The sequence below is a fragment of the Bombilactobacillus mellis genome, assembly GCF_000967245.1.
Classification (GTDB): Bacteria; Bacillota; Bacilli; order Lactobacillales; family Lactobacillaceae; genus Bombilactobacillus; species Bombilactobacillus mellis.
Genome location: NZ_KQ033882.1, coordinates 18,502 through 38,694 on the forward strand (window position 1 = coordinate 18,502; position 20,193 = coordinate 38,694).

20 protein-coding genes are annotated in these 20,193 nt (G+C 30.9%); 13 read left to right on the forward strand and 7 right to left on the reverse strand.

Annotation, left to right across the window (positions count from 1 at the left end; all coding sequences use genetic code 11):
- Positions 1 to 872: 872 nt before the first annotated feature.
- Entirely contained in the window at positions 873 to 1,295 is a 423-nt protein-coding gene (locus tag JG29_RS08235; protein WP_045923506.1) for a replication/maintenance protein RepL, read from the reverse strand.
- Positions 1,296 to 1,516: 221 nt separating this feature from the next.
- On the opposite strand from JG29_RS08235, the gene JG29_RS08240 reads away from it, so the two are divergent.
- Together JG29_RS08240 and JG29_RS08245 are read left to right on the forward strand one after the other, a co-directional pair.
- Positions 1,517 to 2,353, forward strand: a complete 837-nt coding sequence (locus JG29_RS08240) for a hypothetical protein (RefSeq protein WP_045923507.1) — start codon at positions 1,517 to 1,519, stop codon at positions 2,351 to 2,353.
- Between the two features lie 15 nt (positions 2,354 to 2,368).
- Positions 2,369 to 2,617 carry a hypothetical protein gene (locus JG29_RS08245; protein WP_045923508.1) on the forward strand — a complete coding sequence of 83 codons (249 nt, stop codon included), beginning with the start codon at positions 2,369 to 2,371 and terminating at the stop codon, positions 2,615 to 2,617.
- Positions 2,618 to 2,725: 108 nt separating this feature from the next.
- On the opposite strand, the gene JG29_RS08250 is transcribed toward JG29_RS08245, so the two are convergent.
- Genes JG29_RS08250 through JG29_RS08275 form a run of 6 tightly spaced genes read right to left on the reverse strand, consistent with a single transcriptional unit; the run spans position 2,726 to position 5,168 of the window.
- Positions 2,726 to 3,025: a DUF5388 domain-containing protein gene (locus JG29_RS08250; protein ID WP_198139909.1), complete on the reverse strand. Its 300-nt coding sequence runs from the start codon at positions 3,023 to 3,025 to the stop codon at positions 2,726 to 2,728.
- A gap of 13 nt (positions 3,026 to 3,038) precedes the next feature.
- Positions 3,039 to 3,332 carry a DUF5388 domain-containing protein gene (locus tag JG29_RS08255; protein ID WP_052696352.1) on the reverse strand — a complete coding sequence of 98 codons (294 nt, stop codon included), beginning with the start codon at positions 3,330 to 3,332 and terminating at the stop codon, positions 3,039 to 3,041.
- Positions 3,325 to 3,630 (reverse strand): hypothetical protein, encoded by a 306-nt coding sequence (locus JG29_RS08260; protein WP_045923509.1) that lies wholly within the window; start codon positions 3,628 to 3,630, stop codon positions 3,325 to 3,327. Before JG29_RS08260 ends, JG29_RS08255 begins: the two co-directional genes overlap by 8 nt.
- Positions 3,631 to 3,652: 22 nt before the next feature.
- Complete coding sequence (locus tag JG29_RS08925; RefSeq protein WP_052696353.1) at positions 3,653 to 3,970, reverse strand: DUF5388 domain-containing protein; 318 nt, start codon at positions 3,968 to 3,970, stop codon at positions 3,653 to 3,655.
- 47 nt (positions 3,971 to 4,017) lie between these two features.
- Positions 4,018 to 4,353, reverse strand: coding sequence for a DUF5388 domain-containing protein (locus JG29_RS08270; protein ID WP_045923511.1), 336 nt, complete (start codon positions 4,351 to 4,353; stop codon positions 4,018 to 4,020).
- Positions 4,353 to 5,168, reverse strand: coding sequence for a ParA family protein (locus JG29_RS08275; protein WP_045923512.1), 816 nt, complete (start codon positions 5,166 to 5,168; stop codon positions 4,353 to 4,355). The genes JG29_RS08270 and JG29_RS08275 overlap by 1 nt, the downstream gene beginning before the upstream one ends.
- A gap of 1,359 nt (positions 5,169 to 6,527) precedes the next feature.
- Between JG29_RS08275 and JG29_RS08280 the strand changes: the two genes are divergently transcribed.
- The 11 genes from JG29_RS08280 (at position 6,528) to JG29_RS08330 (ending at position 20,183) form a co-directional block, all read left to right on the forward strand.
- Positions 6,528 to 7,562: a replication initiator protein A gene (locus tag JG29_RS08280; RefSeq protein ID WP_045923513.1), complete on the forward strand. Its 1,035-nt coding sequence runs from the start codon at positions 6,528 to 6,530 to the stop codon at positions 7,560 to 7,562.
- 596 nt (positions 7,563 to 8,158) lie between these two features.
- Entirely contained in the window at positions 8,159 to 8,437 is a 279-nt protein-coding gene (locus JG29_RS08285) for a hypothetical protein (protein ID WP_045923514.1), read from the forward strand.
- A gap of 432 nt (positions 8,438 to 8,869) precedes the next feature.
- Positions 8,870 to 9,616: a hypothetical protein gene (locus JG29_RS08290; RefSeq protein ID WP_045923515.1), complete on the forward strand. Its 747-nt coding sequence runs from the start codon at positions 8,870 to 8,872 to the stop codon at positions 9,614 to 9,616.
- Positions 9,570 to 10,625, forward strand: a complete 1,056-nt coding sequence (locus JG29_RS08295; protein WP_045923516.1) for a hypothetical protein — start codon at positions 9,570 to 9,572, stop codon at positions 10,623 to 10,625. The genes JG29_RS08290 and JG29_RS08295 overlap by 47 nt, the downstream gene beginning before the upstream one ends.
- A 19-nt stretch (positions 10,626 to 10,644) precedes the next feature.
- Positions 10,645 to 10,935 carry a hypothetical protein gene (locus JG29_RS08300; protein ID WP_045923517.1) on the forward strand — a complete coding sequence of 97 codons (291 nt, stop codon included), beginning with the start codon at positions 10,645 to 10,647 and terminating at the stop codon, positions 10,933 to 10,935.
- A gap of 59 nt (positions 10,936 to 10,994) precedes the next feature.
- Positions 10,995 to 12,923 (forward strand): AAA family ATPase, encoded by a 1,929-nt coding sequence (locus tag JG29_RS08305; RefSeq protein ID WP_232297115.1) that lies wholly within the window; start codon positions 10,995 to 10,997, stop codon positions 12,921 to 12,923.
- 25 nt (positions 12,924 to 12,948) lie between these two features.
- On the forward strand, positions 12,949 to 16,650 hold the full coding sequence (locus JG29_RS08310; protein ID WP_045923518.1) for a hypothetical protein: 3,702 nt from the start codon (positions 12,949 to 12,951) through the stop codon (positions 16,648 to 16,650).
- 17 nt (positions 16,651 to 16,667) lie between these two features.
- On the forward strand, positions 16,668 to 16,982 hold the full coding sequence (locus JG29_RS08315) for a hypothetical protein (RefSeq protein WP_045923519.1): 315 nt from the start codon (positions 16,668 to 16,670) through the stop codon (positions 16,980 to 16,982).
- Between the two features lie 13 nt (positions 16,983 to 16,995).
- Entirely contained in the window at positions 16,996 to 19,041 is a 2,046-nt protein-coding gene (locus JG29_RS08320; RefSeq protein ID WP_045923520.1) for a hypothetical protein, read from the forward strand.
- Positions 19,042 to 19,071: 30 nt separating this feature from the next.
- Positions 19,072 to 19,317: an LPXTG cell wall anchor domain-containing protein gene (locus JG29_RS08325; RefSeq protein WP_045923521.1), complete on the forward strand. Its 246-nt coding sequence runs from the start codon at positions 19,072 to 19,074 to the stop codon at positions 19,315 to 19,317.
- Positions 19,314 to 20,183, forward strand: a complete 870-nt coding sequence (locus tag JG29_RS08330; RefSeq protein WP_045923522.1) for a hypothetical protein — start codon at positions 19,314 to 19,316, stop codon at positions 20,181 to 20,183. The genes JG29_RS08325 and JG29_RS08330 overlap by 4 nt, the downstream gene beginning before the upstream one ends.
- The last annotated feature ends 10 nt before the right edge of the window (positions 20,184 to 20,193 follow it).

The following is a 20,193-nucleotide window of genomic DNA, read 5'->3' on the forward strand; positions in this document are numbered from 1 at the left end:
TATAATCATAAAATCCTTATGAACATAATTCTAAATTGGAAAAATTCAATATAAAAAAGGCCATGTGATCCATGCACATGACCAATAAAATCAGTAAACGATAATTTAAATATAGCATAATGATTAAAAATAATCCAATAATTATTTCTTGCCTCTCGTTCTATCTTCTCTATCCTCTAAAGTTTCAATTTAAAATTTTAATCTGCGTTTATCTTCATTTGGTAAGGAATTTATTAAATAATCTACTGCTTCATATATAGCTTCTTTCTAAGACCTGTATAATCCCAATGCTTGACTTCCTTATTCGGATCTTGGTAAATAGCAATTGTTAGTTACTGGAGCCATTATATTCATCCTAATAATCTTTTAACTATTCACTGTATGTTTTAATTTCATTGTCATTACTGGTTACTTGTCTATGACAGTGACCCTTTAAACAATCGGATTTATGCCTTAATAGTATGGTAGTATAATTGGTATTGACAAGGTAAAAGGCAAAAAGAGAAAGCAGAAATAAAAAAATTATTGCATTGCTATTAGGAATTTTTGCAAAAGATCTATTTATTAATTTGGTTGTAAATAATACTGAGTTAGCATTATCTGGTTCATTCTCACTTTTGTTTTTGGTGATAGGAGTTATTTTCCTCGGCTATTCTATTTTTATAAAACGTTAATAAAATTGGTTATGAAAAAGGGCAGATCTAATATCCGTCCTTTTTTTGTCGGTTAGCTGACTGCCAATACATTTTTAGATATTTGTTTTGATTAAACAAACTTGACTCCGGATATTGGAACATTCTAAAAGGCATAGTTCCCTAGTTTTGTTTTAATGTATATTTCTTTTTCCTAGTTTAAGCAACGATAGTGAGCCTTCAATTATTTGTTGTGTTTTTTTCTAAATTTTCCCATTTAATTACCTTGTTTTTTTTATCAGTACCAAGATAAAAAAATTCTGGATTAATAAAGTAAGTCCTAGAGATATTAATTTTAAGAATAATTTTTTTTTCAATTAATTTATTAATAGAAATAGAAACCTGCTTTTGACTTAAATTTAAATCTGAACAAATTATTTTTTGTTGTGGGATGGTTGCAGTATTTTCATAAGTTAAATTATTGAGAATATAAAAAAGCACATTAATATCCGCCAATGTTAATTCGGATGTTTTTTTACGAGTTTTTTTTGTAGTTTTAGTTGTGATCTTTGTTGTGAGTTTTTGAATTAGTTGTATTCCTTGCTTTGTTAATGCTATAAAAACAAAATTAGATTCTTGTCTTCCTGGCAAAAAATTATACATTTAAACACCTCTAAAGTAATATTTTATTTATTTTATTATATTAAAAGTAATATTTATATTATAATATATAACTTTTAAAGTATAATTAATTATATATTAATTTGCAAAAATGTCAATAAAATCAAGGATTAATGGGTGTTTAAAGCAAATATTGTAGTCACTTGTATATTATAATACAAGTGACTACAATATAGGCAATATTAAAAAAGGGGGAGAGAACAATGAATACAAGAAATCCAAAAGATTTTTTAGGATTTATCAAATTTGTTGATGATCAGTATATTCATGATTTTTTTAATTTAGGATCTCTTTGGTTATCTAATTATCGTTGCTTTATTGGTAATAAGCATACATCTGAAGAGGATTTAATAAATGATGAATTTGAAGGTAAACTTTATAAATTACAAACTGATATGCCGGCTTTTTTTACCTGTTTTACTTTGATAGAAAAGAATTCTTTTGATGAACATGGTATTTTAAAAGATAATATTTCATCCGCTTTGATTGACAGTGAAAAGTGTATGAACAAAAACAGAAATTTTGTATATATCCCAAAGGAGAACATGAAACTTTTAATAGATAATAGGCTTAACAATATGAGGGCACTAATTATGCCTGAAAAGATTAATAAGATAAATGAATCTCCTAATTATGTTGATATCTTTACTAAATTCATAAATTATCCAAAAAATTATAAACATTATATGGAGCGTAAAGAGCAGAAATTATTTACAGAATTTTGTAATAAAAGCAATAACCATAAGGCAATTAAGAAAATAGAAAAAATAGAAAAAATAGGATGGGACATGTTTTGTACAAAGCCTGATAGGTTTGAGGTTCAAAATGAACTTAGAATTGGAATAGTTTTTCCTTTTAAAGAAGAAGACAGCCAAATTACAAATCAAAATGGTATACCTATTAGTTTCAATACTATTACTTTCGCTACTAAAAAATTTTCTCAATCTAGCTTGAAAAATCTTAATATAATAGATTTACAAAATTTGAACAAAGAAAATTTGAACAAAGAAAAAAAGAATGAAGAAGGTTTTAAGAAATAAAATTTTATTGTTACTGTGGCAGTTAAACAAGTTAAAATGGAAGACTTGAAGGATAGCGATATAGTAGTTTTCCAAAACTGCCACGGTATCGATATTAGATTGTTCTTTAATGACAAAAAGGCTAAGATTATATCTTTTGTTCCTCGTACCACTGACAAAACTAAAGAACGTTATAATTATTTATATAAAGACTCCTGTCATTTTAATATTATTGGCAGGGTTGTTCTTCATACAACACAGACCAGGAACCCTATAGACGAATAAAGCCCCACTCATTGAAGAGTGAGGCTATTTTTATGATTAAATATAGTTAATATATTTAATATATCTAATATAGCTAATATATTTAGTATAGTGAATATATTTAATATATTATTTTTTACTTTTGATTTTAACGTCTCTCTGTTCCAATGTATGAACCTGTAAATCAAATTCTTTTTGCTCGTTGACAGTTAAGGTATCATACCAAGCTTGTAATGCTACATCAACAGCTGACCTTTGATTTTCAGAATAACCAATACTTGCCATTGCCTGTAATTTATTTCTAGAGTGATTACTAATTTTTAGGTTGGTATCAAAGGTAACTTGATCTTTGTTTTCGGGAAGCTCCGGGTCCACTTTTTCTAAAGTTACATAGCCATTGATTTTATAGAAATTATTGTTCTCAGTCATTATTGTACCCTCATTATTTATTACTATTTAATGCATCGCTTCGTTCTAATGTTTCAATTTGAAATTTAAGCGTCTTTTGTTCATCATCACCTAATTGTTCAATATAAGAATCTTGTATTTTCTTTAACGCCTTTTGTTGCGTTGGCGCATAGCCTAAAATAACTAAAGCCTTCATAAAGTTTTTTAAATGATTATTCATTCTTAATGTGGTATCAAAGGTGACGTGATCATCATTTTTAAAATCTTTTGGTTCCACTTTTTCTAATGATATTTTGCCATTGATTTTATAAGTGCCATCTTTAGTCATCTTTATCACTCTTCCAATTTTTAATTGCCTCAACATTATTTCTTATTAATTTTTTGTTTTGGGGTGGTAAATGTTGAATGTATTCTTCCACTATATCAGTAACTACTTCATACATTTTTTTATTCTCAATATTTGAAATAGTAGAAATAGCAGAATGAGTATCTAGGGGAAGCCTTATCGATTTGGGTAAGTCCTTAGAAGTTAAACGTCTTTGGGAATGATGTAATACTTTTTGATGACCATGATTTTCATCAATACTTATTTTCCCATTTATTGTAAAATTTTTGGATTTATTCATAATATATTCCCTAATATAAAAATCATTTATTTTTCAGCTTATATCCCAATCTGTCTTTCTTTTCTAGCACGTCTAAAAAATCCTGATATATTTTTAATTTTGACGGAGTCATATTATCTAAAAAACTTTCTACTAGAATAGAAACCATTTCGCTGGCAGTTCTTTTATCCGCAGTAGCCCTTGCTAAGGCAAGAACAGCATTCCTAGTATGATTATCTACTCGCATATTAACGTCGAACGTTGGGACTGATTGCTTGGAATTATTGATATTTGTATTTATATGACTTACTTTCTCTAGTTTTATTTCTCCATTGACTTTATACGTATTATTATCGTTCAATATTCATTTCTCCTAACATATAAATTTTCTAATTATTAGTTAGTAATTTATTTCTTTGAATATTTCATCTGATCTTTTTCTTCTAAAATATCAAACATCTTGTTAAACCGAGCTCTATCACTTTCAGATAGCTCTTCAATAGTATGGTTAACCGCATTCTTAACAAAATCCTTTTGTGATTTACCCAGTCCCAAGTTCAGCAAAGCAGAAATTTGATTCCTGATATGATTATCAACCCTAATATTAATAGGTATCGTAACCGTTTTATTTGCGGTATCATCATCCAATACCTGGGCACGGTCTACCTGATTTTTAATTTCTATCTTTGTACCACGTTCTAATTTTTGTTTTGGTTGTTTAGATTCATGATTAAGCATTCCCATTACTTATCACCCAACCTTTTTAGTATCTCCTCAGCCACACCCGTAAATGATTGATGTACCTTCTTGTCCCATAAATCATGCGAATTATCTGTAATCCCAGTCATATCCATTCTTTTAATGCGTTCCATGAGCATTATTTTATTTTGGAAAACATTTTTTTCACCGAATTTCTTTATGGCCGAATTTAATATTTCTTCATCTACAGCAGCATTTCGTTTTGAAAGTACAGGTAATATTCCCATAACGTCAACCTGCGAATCGAATTCATCAATTAAGGTCTTTTGTAAATATTCAATTAATACTTCAGCCCCGGATAGTGACCGTTCTTGAGTTTGAAGGACTACTATTATTTGATCACAAGCATTAAAAGCAGTGTCATTTGATAAAGAAATAGTTGGAGGCACATCTATAAAAATAAAGTCGTATTTACTTCTAAGCGGCTTAATATAATTTTTAAAGAAATATACCTTCTCTTTTTCCGTTTTAATATTTTTATCTAAATAACGACTATACATACTAAAATCAACAGCATTAGGCACTAAATATAAATTTTTCATTATATGAATCGCAATGTCATTTAAATCCACTTTATTATTAATGGCAGTCATTAAAGCAGTATTAATTGTTATTACCTGATCGCCTGTTTGAATACTTTTAGTTTTTAGAAATAAAGAAGTTAAATTAGCTTGCGGATCAAAATCAATGGTTAAAACTTTGTACCCCATTTTTGCTAAATTATAACTAGTGAGTGCAGTTGTACTGGTTTTACCAACTCCACCTTTAAAATTTAAAAATGATAATATTGTAGCATTCATTAGATACCCTCCCTAATAATTACATTGTATCATGGCCTACAACAAAGTGTTAAATATATTTACTTTTAACTAACACAAAGTGTTAAATGTTAAATACATTTAACATTATACATTATGTAAAGTGTTAAATATATAATGTTAAATACATTATGTGAAATATATAATGTAAAGTGTAAAATGTATGAGTTGGCTTGAAATCAATAAATTCATTGACTTTAATTTAGGTATAATTATATTATTGATTAAAGAAATAAAAAAAGCCTTGGATTAATATATCCAAGACTTCATATAAAGAAAAAACGCCCTAACGCCAATTAGGAACGCTCCATAAGCATACAAGTACCAATTCATATGTAGCTTTATTATATAACGTATTCTCTGCGTTGTAAATAGCGTTGATTTCAAAAAATGCAGGAGACAAGCTGCAAGAGAAAAACTCTAAATCAGCTTTAGGTAAATTGAAACTTATGACAGCTGCTGATTGTGAGATTTAATTAAGTAGACAGGCGGGCTATCTACCCGCCATTTCAAAAATAAAAATAGATAGGCACTAATCAAGTATTTTTAAATTAGTGCTTTCAAATAACTTTTTTGATCAAAAGTAAAATCCGCTCCAGCAAAAATTTTATGAATAGTAATTAACTTATAACGCCTTTTGGGGGCGTTTTTTTGTTAGATTTTTTAATTTATAGAGTATTGAAAATTTAAAAATTACTTTGACAATTGGCTAAAAAAAATTAATAATCAGGTTAGGGCAATTAAATATAATTTAATTGCAAAAAAAAGTCCTGCTTAAGCAGGACAACCAGTTCTGAAAATTAAGGCTTAGCCAGCAATTTAATTTTCAAGAAATATATCTCTACTTAAACCAATACTTTTAAAAGTAAAAGGTAAAAGTAAAGGGTAAAAATAAGGGGTTTATTAGAAATCCAATAAGGGAATTATTGGACATCAAACAAACGATAGAGGTTTTAAGATAATTAAATAAAATATCTACAATCCATCTAGATTCAATCTAGGGGACTTGTAAGGTAATTAAATAAAATATCTAGACTCCATCTAGGGTAGGGGCTTTAAGATAATTATATAAAATATCTAGACTCCATCATCTAGGGGACTTTAAGACAATTATATAAAATCTTTCTACTCCATCTAGGGGCTTTAAGATAATTATATAATTTAAAAGATAATAATATAAAATCTTTCTACTCCATCTAGGGGGTTTGTAAGATAATTATATAATCTAAAAAATTAATATAAAATCTCTACACTCCATATATATTGTCTCATAAACCCCTTAAAACATCAACATTTAACAGCATTTTGTAATAAAAAAATTCGAAAAAAGGGGTATTAAAAATGAGTAACATCAATAACAAAAAATTACGTGGATTCTTTGTTCCTATAACTTTATTTGAAAAGGAAAAATATAAAAATCTTAGTTCTGATGCCAAATTATTATACGGAATTTATACCAGACGCCAACAACTTTCACAGATTAATCATGAGCAATGGCAAGATAAAAAAGGCAATGTATTTTTTATTTTTACCAATCATGAGGCAGAGCATTATTTAGGATGGAGCAAAGGCAAAGTTGTAAAAACCAAAAAAGAATTAATTAATTATGATCTTTTAATTACTAAAAAAACTATGAGTGCAGATCACTTGTATCTGCTTATGCCTGAAGCTAGTGAACAAGATTATTATGTGCCTAAAGATCCTGCGCAACCTTCGAAAACTGATGAAACACCAAAATCCCAGCAACAACAGAAAACACATAAAGAATCTTCAAATAAATACCAGAGTCCAAAATTTGTACCTACGAAGAACTCAAATTTAGTCAATAAAGAACCTGATAGCAGTTCTCTCTCTTATACAGATACTAATAAATCAGATACTAATATAGCGGCAAATAATTATTCTCTCTCAAAAATTAGTACGGAAGACACCGAACTAGACCAAAAAATTTTTACAGAAACACATATTTCAATAATCAAAGTGTTAGCAGGCGAGGATGAGAAAAAATACGAAGAACTAAAACAAGTAATACTTTTAGCCAAAAAGAAAGCTCTAAATTTTGGCCATGTTAAAAGCAGTCTCTTTAATTTTTCAGATAAAGACGTTGAAAGACCTTTCTATCAATGCTTATTAGCTATGCTTAAAAAAGTTAAACAGGGTAAAATACGCAATTTATCAAAATACCTGTATATTAGTGTCAGAAATCTGTTTGAACAAATTGGCAATCAACGTGCACAAAATTTTTATAATAACACTGGTAAAAGTCTAGTCTGGGATAGCAAGAATTACTTTGGCCAAGATACTAGCTATATTCCGGAACTTAATAAGAGTCTAGACAATTTATTTGATAATCAGGCGCCCGATTTTGCTGTCTAAACTTTAGACGCATAGCTTTAATTTGACCTGAAACCAATAATGTGATTTTAACATGTGAAATTCTATTAAAAAATGATCACCATGGGCGAACTATACTAGAATGATTCAAGATAGATTTAATCACAAAGTCAATAAAAGTTTGAAATTCTAAAAAGCTGAAAAATGCTAATAGATCAACATTTGTGGTTTCCAAAAAAGTAAAAATTATTAACTTTTTTAAATAAAGCATTAATTTAATTTGAATTTAGAGTTTTTTGGCGATACAATCAAATTGTTAGAACATGTTAATAAAAAAAGCAAGGGTCCCAAGAGTACGCCAATACTCTCGGAATAAAGTTATCAACCACAACTTGATAACAACCTCACTGGACGGTATTACCCGCCACAAATTCGTCAATATAAATTGACAGATAATTTTATAATTAAATTTTGTAATCGTAATTACTAATTTGATTTCTAGGGTAATGCTAAAGTCTTATTTCTAAATAAAATCTCAATATTAAAAATATTTAGAAAAGTGAATGGTCGTTATCAAATCAACGACTGTTCACTTTTTTTTCATGTTCTAACAAATAAAAAGTTAAGGAGCGGTTTAAATGCAATCAAAGAAGAAAAAACGTGTTTATTGTAAACCTACACATCCCATTGATATTGGTCGGGTTATAAAGGAATCCCATTACGTCAAAACCTGGAGCGGTCAAACTTTTTTGAACGTAAGAAATGGTAAGTTTATCAATGCTCGTGATCGTCAAATGATTAATGCTGCACCGCTTTTTAACAAAATTAAGTCGGCGTACCATACCAATGGCCGAGTTTTTGCCAAAAGAAGTCGTATGGGAGCACCACTTTTACGAGTAGTTCTGATGCACAAATAAAAATTTAAATTGCTGGCTAAGCTAAATATTTTTTGTGTTACAATTTCAGAACTTTGAACTTTGACAATTTAGCCGAAAGGTAGTTACCGTGTGCTAGGTGGGTAAGAGCATCTAGTTTAGTTCCGTAGTTACAATCAAATTACCAGGAAATGTGATTTGATCATGGCCGGGCACATGCAGTCTAGAATAGTAAGCATATATTTTAAAATGCACTCTTACATGTAACTATTAGTTACGAGGTCTGGAATTTATCCTATGCCTTAATGGGGTTCATCATAGGCTCTAAATGGCCAGCCAGTTGGTAGTTAGCTATAAACTATGATTCATTGGTTGGCAGATAATCCATAAACTGTTACTAGTCAGATAACAATACTATAAGTTATCAATTTCCTTACTTAGGTTTTACCCAATGATGAGAGGGGTGATTACCTATTGAAATTTAATTTTAATTATCAGAAATTTAAAAGAAATATCAAGACTTTATTTTCTTATTTACTGCCTTGGATTGGGTTTTCCATAATTTTATTTTTATTTGCTGTAATTTCAGAAATAATTGAAAAAAATGTTGAAGCCAATCCCTTTTATTTTAAAACAATTGGGGACTATTTGCTAATACTAGAATGGCTTCTTAGTGGAATTATACCGATTTTATTTGTTTTTTTGGCAAAAAAAGAACCATATCAGACTATCAGTAAAATGGGTTTAATTGCAGCTTTTACATTTATTTCCACTTTAGTACCTTTACCACTAATGTGGAAATACTTTGGCAATTATATCACCCAACAGGATGTTAACAAAGTGATTTCAAACACTATTTTAACTTATATAGTCTTTATAGTAGCTTTGATAGTTGGCTATTTCGTTACTTTGACTGTAAGCCGAAAAATTATCAAAAAAAATAATTGGTGGATGTTCATATTTGCAATGCCATACATCATATTTTACTGGATAATTGCATCAAAATATAGTCAATTTCATAACTTTGTTTCATCTAGTCATTATAAGAGTAGCAAGGTTGCTTTAATGGTCAATAGTTCCAAGAATCCTAATATCATGCTTATGAATGAGTTTTGGTATGAAATTATAACACTTATTGTTATAGTATTAGTCATTGAATTGGGGGTAATAGTATTTGCCTTTCTTCAAGAGAAAATCAGCGAAAAAAAAGAAAGGTGTTAAATCTATTTATAAATATCAAACACCTAAAGATGTTAAAGAATCATATATCATGCCAATTTTATTATTTTTAGGTATTTTTTTAATTGTTGTGTCCTTAGTGCTAGATAGAAGTGTTACTAATAATTATCAGAAAAAAGTAATGGCATCAGCTATGAAATATAACGAAGAATTAGCTATTTATAACGGTGATAAAAATAGTAAAGGCACATTAACCCTTGGACATACAATTCTTAGCAAAGATGGTAAAACCTTAGCTGCTGAAATTAAATATGATCAAACAGCTCATGAAAATTTATCATCATTTGGATCTAGATATCGTTTAAGATTAGTAAAAAGGCGTGATAATAAAAAAAATTATCAACTCAGCTATGGTTTATTTGGTACTGATGGATCAGGCGTGCTTCAGATTCATAGTAATAATGGTTTTAATAATCAATCAGTAATTGTGATGATTATTGATGCCGGCCAACTTGTTTCTTCAGATTCACTGGGAACAGATAGTCAAGTTAAAGATACTGATATTGATAAATCTATCACTGCACAATTATCTGATAACTCAGGGGGGGACTCAAGTTCTGATCTGCATAAAGAATCTAAAAAATTGCCACCAATTTACTATGTTCGTCTAAATGCACTCAATGCAAAAAAATCTAATAGAAATTGGACTAATGATAGTCAATTGGTAAGAGATTTATTTATTAATGATAATTTAAAGAAATATAAAAAGGTGCAAGAAAAGAACGAAAAGAAACTTAACAACGGATATCGTACGTTACATGAAATGAACATGCGCTTAAAAGAAAATCCTAAAGACGAAACTGCACAACAAAATCGAGAAAATCTTAAGGGCGATATTAATTCTCTTAAACAAGAAATAAAAAAAGACCGTAACAATTATAAATTATTAAAAAATAGCAGTTTTTCGAAAAAAATACTAGATCCTAAACAAACAAAATATCATTTGTTTAAAGTTCATGACTTACGACAGGTTGATGAACAAAAGGGTTAGCAAAGAGGGGTGATCAACGGTGAATGAAGTTAAACAGGATAATGCAGACGCGCAAGAAGAAATGCGACAATACTTTTCTTCTTTTTTTTCGCGTTTTCCAAATTTTTCTTTAGATAAGATTAGCCAACTAGTTAGCCAACTAGCTAGAAAGTCTAAAGATAGTAACGAAAAAATAGAATACCCCAACTATAGTCCACCCAGTGTTGAGAATTTTCAAACATCAATTATTTCAGCCAATAATAAAATAAATAGTTTTAATGATTCAGCTCAAGCTGTTGCACGTCCAGTTTATCACGATGAGAACTTTTAAAAAAAATGTTACAAGTACCGGAAACTATAAATAAACGTTATAACCATGCACTAAGTGTTATGCAGAAAGGTAAAGGAACATTGGTTGGCAATCAAGAGAAATTAGGTATGCTGACAGATGCTCTCTTACGACTGGAAACACCTAGTGCAATTCTTTTGGGGGAACAGGGCGTTGGAAAAACAGCATTGGTAGAGCAATGGCTTTGTGAGCATCAAAATTGGATTTGTATTTCCCTAAATATTGAAGTATTAGGGGCATTGGGTACTGATTTAATGGTTGCTAGAATTTCTACTTTGCTATCAGATATGCAAAATATTAGAAATGCAATGTTTAAAGATAAAGATAAACCTCAGAAAAAAATGTTCCTGTTTATTGATGAAATTCACAAATTGTATCGTTACGGTTTATCAAAAGGATCATCAGCAGCTATGAATGCTCTTAAGGAAGGGCTAGCAAGAGGAAAATTTCCTGTTATAGCAGCAACTACTGATTATGAGTATCGAAAGATGGTGACGGATGATCCAGCCTTTGATAGAAGATTTTCTAAAATTGTAATGCAGCCACCAACTAATGATGTGGTTTTACTGATTTTAAAAAAGCGGATAATAGAATGGACAAAGGCTGAAAAATATGTTCCTCGTATCAATGAAAAAATTCTTAAAGAAATAATAGATTTAACAAATGCTTATATTCGAGATCAAGTTAATCCTGCTAAATCTCTAGCCATCTTGGAAGGAGCTGTTGCTCATGAAACTAGAATTCATTTAGAGAAACAGAAGGACACGGCAATAACTCATGATACTTTAGCTTATGTGTTCCATAGTCAAGGATATAATATTGATTCACCTGTAACTGCCAAAACCATTAAGCAAGAGATAGAGAAAAGAATTAAGGGACAGCCCTTAGCAATCCGTTATATATCTGATAATATAAATTCGACATTTTATACAAAGCGTGATCGTAGAAAACCTATGATGACGCTTTTTTTAGTGGGATCTACTGGAGTTGGTAAAACTGAAACAGCAAAGGCCTTTGCAAAGGCCTTTTTTGGTACGGATAATGCGTTATTAACTCTGAATGGTGGTGATTATAGCAAGGCTAGTGATGCAGCCTTAGCGCAACATTTTATTGGTGATCAAATGGCGGTAAATAAACAAAAAGTCATTTTACTTGATGAAATTGAAAAGTCAAATCGACAAGTTTTGTTTGGCTATATGCGCATGATTGACGAAGGTATTGTTCGCGATAGTAATGGAATAGAGAGATCCATTAATAACACCATAATTATCGCTACTTCAAATTTAGCCGGCGATATTTTTCAGCAATTAAAAGAGAACATGCAATTAGATACTCAAAAAAATCCGGACATTTTGACTGATAAGCTGCTGGAACTTTGGTGGCAAAGAGAAGCTGATGTTCGCGACAGTTTAACTTCCAGCGGTGATATTGGCATCAATAACCAAATTAAACCTGAATTTTTAGAGAGATTTCAATTATTAATTCCTTATTTACCGTTGGCCAAAGTTACCAAAGCTGAAATTGCTCGAATGAAACTAGAGCAGTTTATTCAAGAAGAGTCTGAATTAGGCTATCGCTTTTTACTTCCAGAAAGACTTACTGCACAAGATTGGCAAACAATTTTGCCTAAAAGTCCTTATGAAAATATTGATCGTGTCTCAGTAATGATTGCTGAAGATGTGGTTAATACTAATGCTTCTACAACTGGTGCACGTGCAATTAATAGATTTATTGATAATTCTTTAAAACCTAAGGCTGCACAAGTAATAGCTGATTTAAAAGAAAAAGGGCAGCCCACTAATGGCAATTTTTATATTTGTACCAATGGGAATGCCACCTTTGAATCAAATAGTCGAATGCGATCAGATGTAAAAGTAATGTATGTGCCTGTAACAAAGATAAATGATAGGCAATATATTCAACAAATTTTAACAAAAATAAGTGATAAAGAGTATGTTCAACAAGCTTAAAAAAACCGAAAGGAGGTGAGACTAATTGAAGAAGAAATTGCCAACGAAGAAACTAAAAAAAATTTTAAATAACCGCATTGTAGTTTTGCTTGTGACTGTAATTATTTTTGCAGCTGGTTGTTTTCTAACACACACCTCTGCTGATGAGTTTTCCAGCTATCAATTTGGTTCTGTGTATCAATATTATATGTTAGATAATCGAGCAGAAGCTATCAAGAATCAAGCCAAATCACCGACTAATGATAAAGTTCCGCTGGTTGGTCAAATTGGAACTGGTGGGATTGTTGGTTCATTTAGTTATGACGATATTGTTTCCTCAGCGCCAAAAGATGTAAAAGATGCGAAACAAATGGCGAAAGATTTTGCTTCAATGATGGCGACTTACTCAACATTTAATTATATAACCAATGATATCTATGGATTTGATAGTGTTTCTACTCATGCTAAAAGGGCGCTTGTAGGCTTAATACTATTTCCTAGTGCGATTTTAAATGATATATTTGGGCTTCTCTATTCTGGAATATTAGCTATTGTAGTAAAGTTTAATGTTTTTACTTTTCTGTCCAATATAGTTAATCATACAAAGTTTGCTTCTAGTTTAGAAACTGCTTTAGGAATGTCCGCCAAGGATTTAGAAACACTTTCTAACACTATCTTAGGAGTATTTTGTATCTTCTTTGTAATCTCTTTAGTTAGAGTTTTATATGGACTTACTAGAAAAAATAATTATCGTGCTACTTCACGGCTAAAAGGTCAAATTATAACTTTTATAGTATTACCTCTTTCTGTAGGTCTTGCGGGCAGCATGATTAGCATGATACCAGAATTGACTCCTAATAGTATGACTCAAGCCAGCACAGGATTTCAAAGATATTTTGTAGATGATCGTTCTTGGGCTGATAACTTTAATTTTGCTCCACGAGGAAGTGGTAGTAAAAATAGTGATATTCACCCCTCTCATCATAATTCATATGTAGATCTTAAATTTGATCCTTATACCTCAGATGGAGCTGAACGTATTAAGGATATAAATCAATACAGTTCGCTGATGGGTAATGGATCAGTTGTCAAGGGAGAAGATAATAAGCTTTCAAAGTCAGATCTTTTCTCACTTTTCTCAGATACTTCAACTTTATATGTTTATGCGTCGGGGAAAACTTTTTCTGCTTCTGATTATATTAACTATAAAGGTACACAGGAGGCAGAAACACAACTTCTAGGTGGCGGCAATATGGCTAAAACAGTGGGTGCTTACTATAATTACGCTAATAACATGAATAGTAATAATACACTATTAGATGTCAAAAATGCGTACACAGGTTCGGGTAATAAAGCGTCCAGTTTAAGTCCTGATGGGCCATTTAAAAAATCTATTAAAGACTACGATATTGGCAATGATAATAAGCACAAACTTAATACTTCACCGTCAGAAGCTTGGAGAGATCGTTATATTTATGGGGTTAAAAATTTTGGTGATTTAGGTAGTTATTATGGTGTTAATCCTTCTGAAGAAATGCTGCATACTACTGTTGGTGCTGGTGAAAGTGGTAACTCTTTATCTGATCAGACCATGTTCTTAGCCCTATCGACAATTTTTGACGAAACCGGTGGTCGTTACTATATAGATGCTCCCGCAAGGGGAATAAGTAAATATAAGCCTTCCTTTGATTCTAACCGTAGTAAATATTATGTTGTTTCAATGGTTGGCAACATTGCCTCTGTAATTGGGATGTTTGCTCAACCTTTAATCCATTTGATTGTGATTTGGTCAATTGTAGCTGCCTTACTAGCAATAGGCTTAATCGATATGAATATTAGACCTTTGGCTGCTTTTGTAAAAGCTGCATTGACAGGTCAAATTGAATATCTTGGTATGTTTTTAATTTATTTAGCTGGCTTTGTTGGTAATATATTCTGTTTTACTTTTATGGCAGGATTTATAGATAAGTTCTTTACAGCTGTTAGTGGAACACTCTTAGCGACTCCTTTGTTAGTTGGATGGACACCTACTAATCCTTATAATTCCATGTCCTATAACGGCTTACGCATTGAAATAGCTGCGGCTTTCAGTATAGTTACTTTTTTGTTCTTTATAAAAGACAAAAAATTTCAAAGTAGATTTATCAGTTTATTCACACTAGTTTGGGAATGGGCTAAAAATGCAGCTGATAGATTGGAATTACAAGCTAACCCTCATGGTATTAGTAATCATCAATTAATGCGTAATAAAATTTATAACTTAGATGGTCATTTGAAAAATATGTTACCTCAAAAATTGCAGCAGAATATTGAAGGTAATTTGTCCAAACATCAAAAGACACATTCTAAAAAATATGGTTCTCATAATGAGACTGGCAATCTTGCCAATACTCCAACAGATCCAAGAATAATTGAGCGTAACGGTTTAATTTCCAGAATGCAAAATTCTATTGGAGAAATAGGGAATGAACCTTATGCCAATAAAAAAGTTGCTAATGCTGCGCAAAAGAGTAGTAATTCTATGAATAACTTGCAAAATAACTTTAATCTAAAAAACTTGCAGGATTCTCAGCAACAACTTGAGCAATTGCGTTCACAAATGCAAAAAGATGGTTACTCCAAGGCAGCTATTAAACAAATAGATGATTCAATAGCTGATCTGCAAAGAATAGGGCAAGAACAAGGGTTAATTACAGGCACATCACCTCATTATCAGAGTAATCAGGCAGATCATATGCCAGTAAAAAATCCTAAAGATTTAGATAAACGTGATCTTAGGACAGATGATCTTGCCACCTTTAGAAGAAGAGCTGAAGAAACAGGTACTGAAAATATTAAGAAGAGCCAGCAAACTAATACTCCAAAAGAAAATGATAGCAGTGCTTCTAAGAACGCTTCTAGAGATTTTAATCCGGGAAATGATAGTTTAAAGATTAAGAATCCGCAAACAATTATTCAACCGGTTGATACCAAGTTTGTTGGTAATAAGAAATCTCCATTAACTAAATTTGATGAATCAGCAGTTCCCCCAAGAAATGTAAATACTCCTAACTCATTATCTGATAATAATTCTGCTGCTGATTTATCAAGACAAGCTACTTCGAGCGGAAACACTAATAATCACTCTTTAAATAATGAGCATTCAGAACAAAAGCCTGATAAGAAGGAAAGTAACTTTTATCAGACAATTAATAAATCCTATAACACGAACCCTCATCCACATGCTGTAAATGCTGATTCTATGGCTTCTCAAGGGAATATTAATTCTTCAAATCATCATTATGAAACTCCTAACCGTCCTAGTTCTAATAGAACAGATCATTTGTCTAAAGACGCAAGTAAAATTCGCGTTCAGCAAGATAGATTGAATTCAGTTAGAGGTGTCAAAAATGCTCATGATTTACCAAATCATTCCTGGTCACCTTCGCGCTCGAATTCAACACCAATTACTAAAAATTCTGTTGTAAATAATATTAATAACAACAATTCTGTAACTCATAATACTAGCAAGGTTATTAATAATACTCAGTTAAGAAATTTGAGTAACAGTTTAGGAAAAGCAGTAGGAGACCCAAGCATTAAACAAATCTTAAGTAAACTTCATAAAATTGATAACAAAAAAGAATTTAATGCTCTTTCAAATCAATTGAGAAAAAACGTTAATGGACTAGATGAACAAATCAAATCTAGTGTTAACGGAAAATTACTGGCAGACAATCTGCACAGTATTAGTAAAAAAATAAAATAAAAAGTGAGGTTAAAAAAATGAATGATCTAGTTATTAGATTATTAAGCAGTAAGGCTATTAATTCTATTCCCTTTCTGACAGCTGATGTCATTGATGACTGGATTAATAAAGTTGTTCATTGGGGAGTAACAAAAGCCTTAGCGATTGGTGGCGGATTCTTATTTATAGCTGGACTAGCTGACATGGTTTATGGTTTACATGGCAGAAGAAAAGACTATAAAATAGCTGCTGCGGGGGTAGTTGTCCTTATTTTTGGCGGTTTCTTCTCGATAGTTGGTGCATCGGCATGGATCAAACAAGCACAAATGTTGGGAGATGCAGTTCCTAAATAGAAGGGTCAAATAAATGGATAAAACTAATTTATTAGCACTTGAATTAGTTAATATCCCTGATGATTTCGTGAATCTGCTAAGAGAAGTAATTTCTAAAAATAGAGGTACTGAATTGATTGATATCAATCAGCACCTCTTTTTATTCCCAATTAATTCGAAAATCCAAGATATTATTGAAGAAGCTTCTTTTGATTACCCGCATGATGTGGGAGCATATCAACTACGTTTAGTTGAACTAAATGAAGACAAAACATCATTTAAAATTGCTAGTAATTTTATTTCTTCTCATTCTTCAGTCATTGTTGAAGATGATGGATTGGTAATCATTGACGATCTTTTTAATTTAATTGATTCTATTAATAAGCAAGGAAAAGAGAATTCAGATAATAAAGATAATGTCAGTGAATCTCTGCCAGAGGAAAATAAAGACGCTGAGAATTTTTCTAATGATGACGAAGCATTTGCTCAGAATGATGAACAAATTCAAAATGAGTTTGAAGAGATTACCTCTGCGCAAAATCAAACTTCAAACAGTGATCCGGAAGGTGAACCTTCTGATTTTCAGGATAGTATAAAGTTGGACGAGATATTTAATGATACTAATTCTGGACAAGATGATCACGACTCGTCAAATGAAGATAATTCATCTACTGATACCTCAGGATTAAGTGGCGATCAGAATATTTCTGAGGAAACTAATTCTTATGATCTTTCTGATTTAGATGATGAACAAGAAGAATCAAGTAAACAATCTCCCCTAAATTATAATGAAGACCAAAACAATGGATTTAATGATTTAGAAAAATCTGAGCCATATGAATCTGTTGATGTATTAAAAGATTATGATAACGATAATGCACGTATTTATGAAGTTGCGCGTCACATATTAGATAGCGAAACAGAACCCATTAATTTAGAGGGATTGAATATTCCTAGTAATTTAGAATCTGAAGCAATCAATATCACTAATGAGGATTATCAGCAACGCATAAATTTACTAAATCAGATATGTAATTTTATATCGAATAATTATCATGCTAATTGGAAAAATTTAGAAAATGAAAAGGTCAAAGAGGCCAAAAAGGCTAATCAGCAGAATAGCGAAAAAATAAAATCTAATTCATTTAAACAAAAGCAGTCAGAACAAGATCAGATAAAAAGTGATTATGCTACGGCTAAAGAACAATTTATTAAAAGTAACATTCCTAAGTTAGAAGCACAATTTGATTCTGAAAATAAAGATCTGTTAGCTGCTAAAATTGAACGATCATCATTGGATATTGACAATAACGCCAAAGAAAGTATTAAAGAACAACAGGACAATTTAGACTCCTATATTAATAATTTAAGGGATTTATGTCTAAAGCATACTGTCCGTACTGCTGATGTTTCAGATTTTGTCAAAGATTATCAAGGACAACAAAAGAGGTTGTTATCAGATTTTGCTGAAAAAGTAGCTCAGTCTAATTCTACAATTTCTGATTTAAACCAACGTCTACAAGAAAAGGATGATCAAATTGAAAATCTTAAAAATACGCAAGAGGACAGAGTACAAATTGCGATTGATAAGGCTTTGACTACAGAGCAGAAAAGACAATCTGATGAAAATCAGCAAAAATTTATCAAATATCAAAAAGAAATTGCTAATTTTGAAAAGAGGTTAAAAGATCAGGATTCAATAATTGAACAGCAGAAAAAATTAATTGATCAGACTAATAATGTAAATGCCAATACTTCTAATAAGTATGTACCAACACCCACAATTACAATGCCTAGTGCTGAAAATAAAAGTTGGAAATATTCCTTTATAGGGCTGCTTGCCATACTGATTTGTGTTTGTATGATTTTCTTTTTTAGACCTAGTAACCAACAGCCAGCAAGTCTTCAGCAGACTCCGGTTCAGAACAGTATAACGACCTCTAATCAGCATAATTTTAAAAAAGGCGATACCTTCACTTATACTAATGAAAAAAATAAAAAAGTTAAAATTTATGTGGATGATAAGCACTCAGGACATTATAAAGACAATAAAGGGAAGATTCATACTGTTACCTTTTAGAAGTTGCCAAGTTATTGTGAGGTGATTTTTTTGAATGAAGTACAAGAAGTAATAGAAATACCTTCCAACAATAATGATTCTCAAAGTAATCAGAATCAAAACCATAAAACGCAACTAAATAGAAATATTGATACTAATCAACAGCAATCTTCTTATGCTATGGAAGAGTACCCGGCCACAGGAGATAATATAGAAAATAGCTTTTATGTTTCTATTGTTGGTATTTTATTGTTGGTCATAACTTTATTCTATTCATTAAGGCGGGTAACAGTATGACTGAACAAAATAATAATAATCAAATTTATCATGCTCCGGGGAATCGTTTTAATTTAAGATCTCAACCTTGGAGAATGATTAAAAGAGTTTCCGGATTATCACATATGGGATCTATAATGGATTTTTTGGTAACAACTTGGCTGGGTATTTTAGTGGGTTTGGGTATTTTAGGATTAGGATTATATGGTGCATTTTTTATAGTTAAACAAAATGATATGCAAACTCTTTGGCAGAATGTAAGTATAGCTAGTATTTATACAATCGGGGTACTTTTAATTACCTTAAATGCTTTGTTAACTAATCCTTCACATGGTTTACAAATTATCGTGAGTTTCAAATTTTTGATACACAAATTAATTTATCGAAGATTTATGACATATACCAAACTAAAAAATTTTCGAATTTGGCCGGGAGATGAATCTCAATCCGTTATTGAAGAAAATATTGAAGGAAAAAGTCAATATATATCAGTTTTTAGAACACGAGGAATAGTCAGTCCTGTTTCCTTTGAGGAAGAAAAGGCAATGGCTTCTACCTTAAACAAACAAATGCTAACTAATTTAGAAAATGATACTTTAGTTATTAAAATGATTTCTATTGAAGATGCAGAAATAAAACCAAAGCCAATTCCTCCTAATGCAACACCAGCTATGATAAAGAAAATAAATGAACAGTATCTAATGACTACGAAAAAAAAGGACAATAGGCAATTACAAACGACTTTATTTCTGGTTTCCCCGACGCCAGCAATTTTAAATAGTCGCATTCAAACAACAATACGAGCACTGGAGGCTGGTTTAGTTATGAATTATTCTTTGTTATCTGGTGAAGAAGCTAAGAAAACATTTGCTAAAATCTTCAAATAAAAGGGGGGTG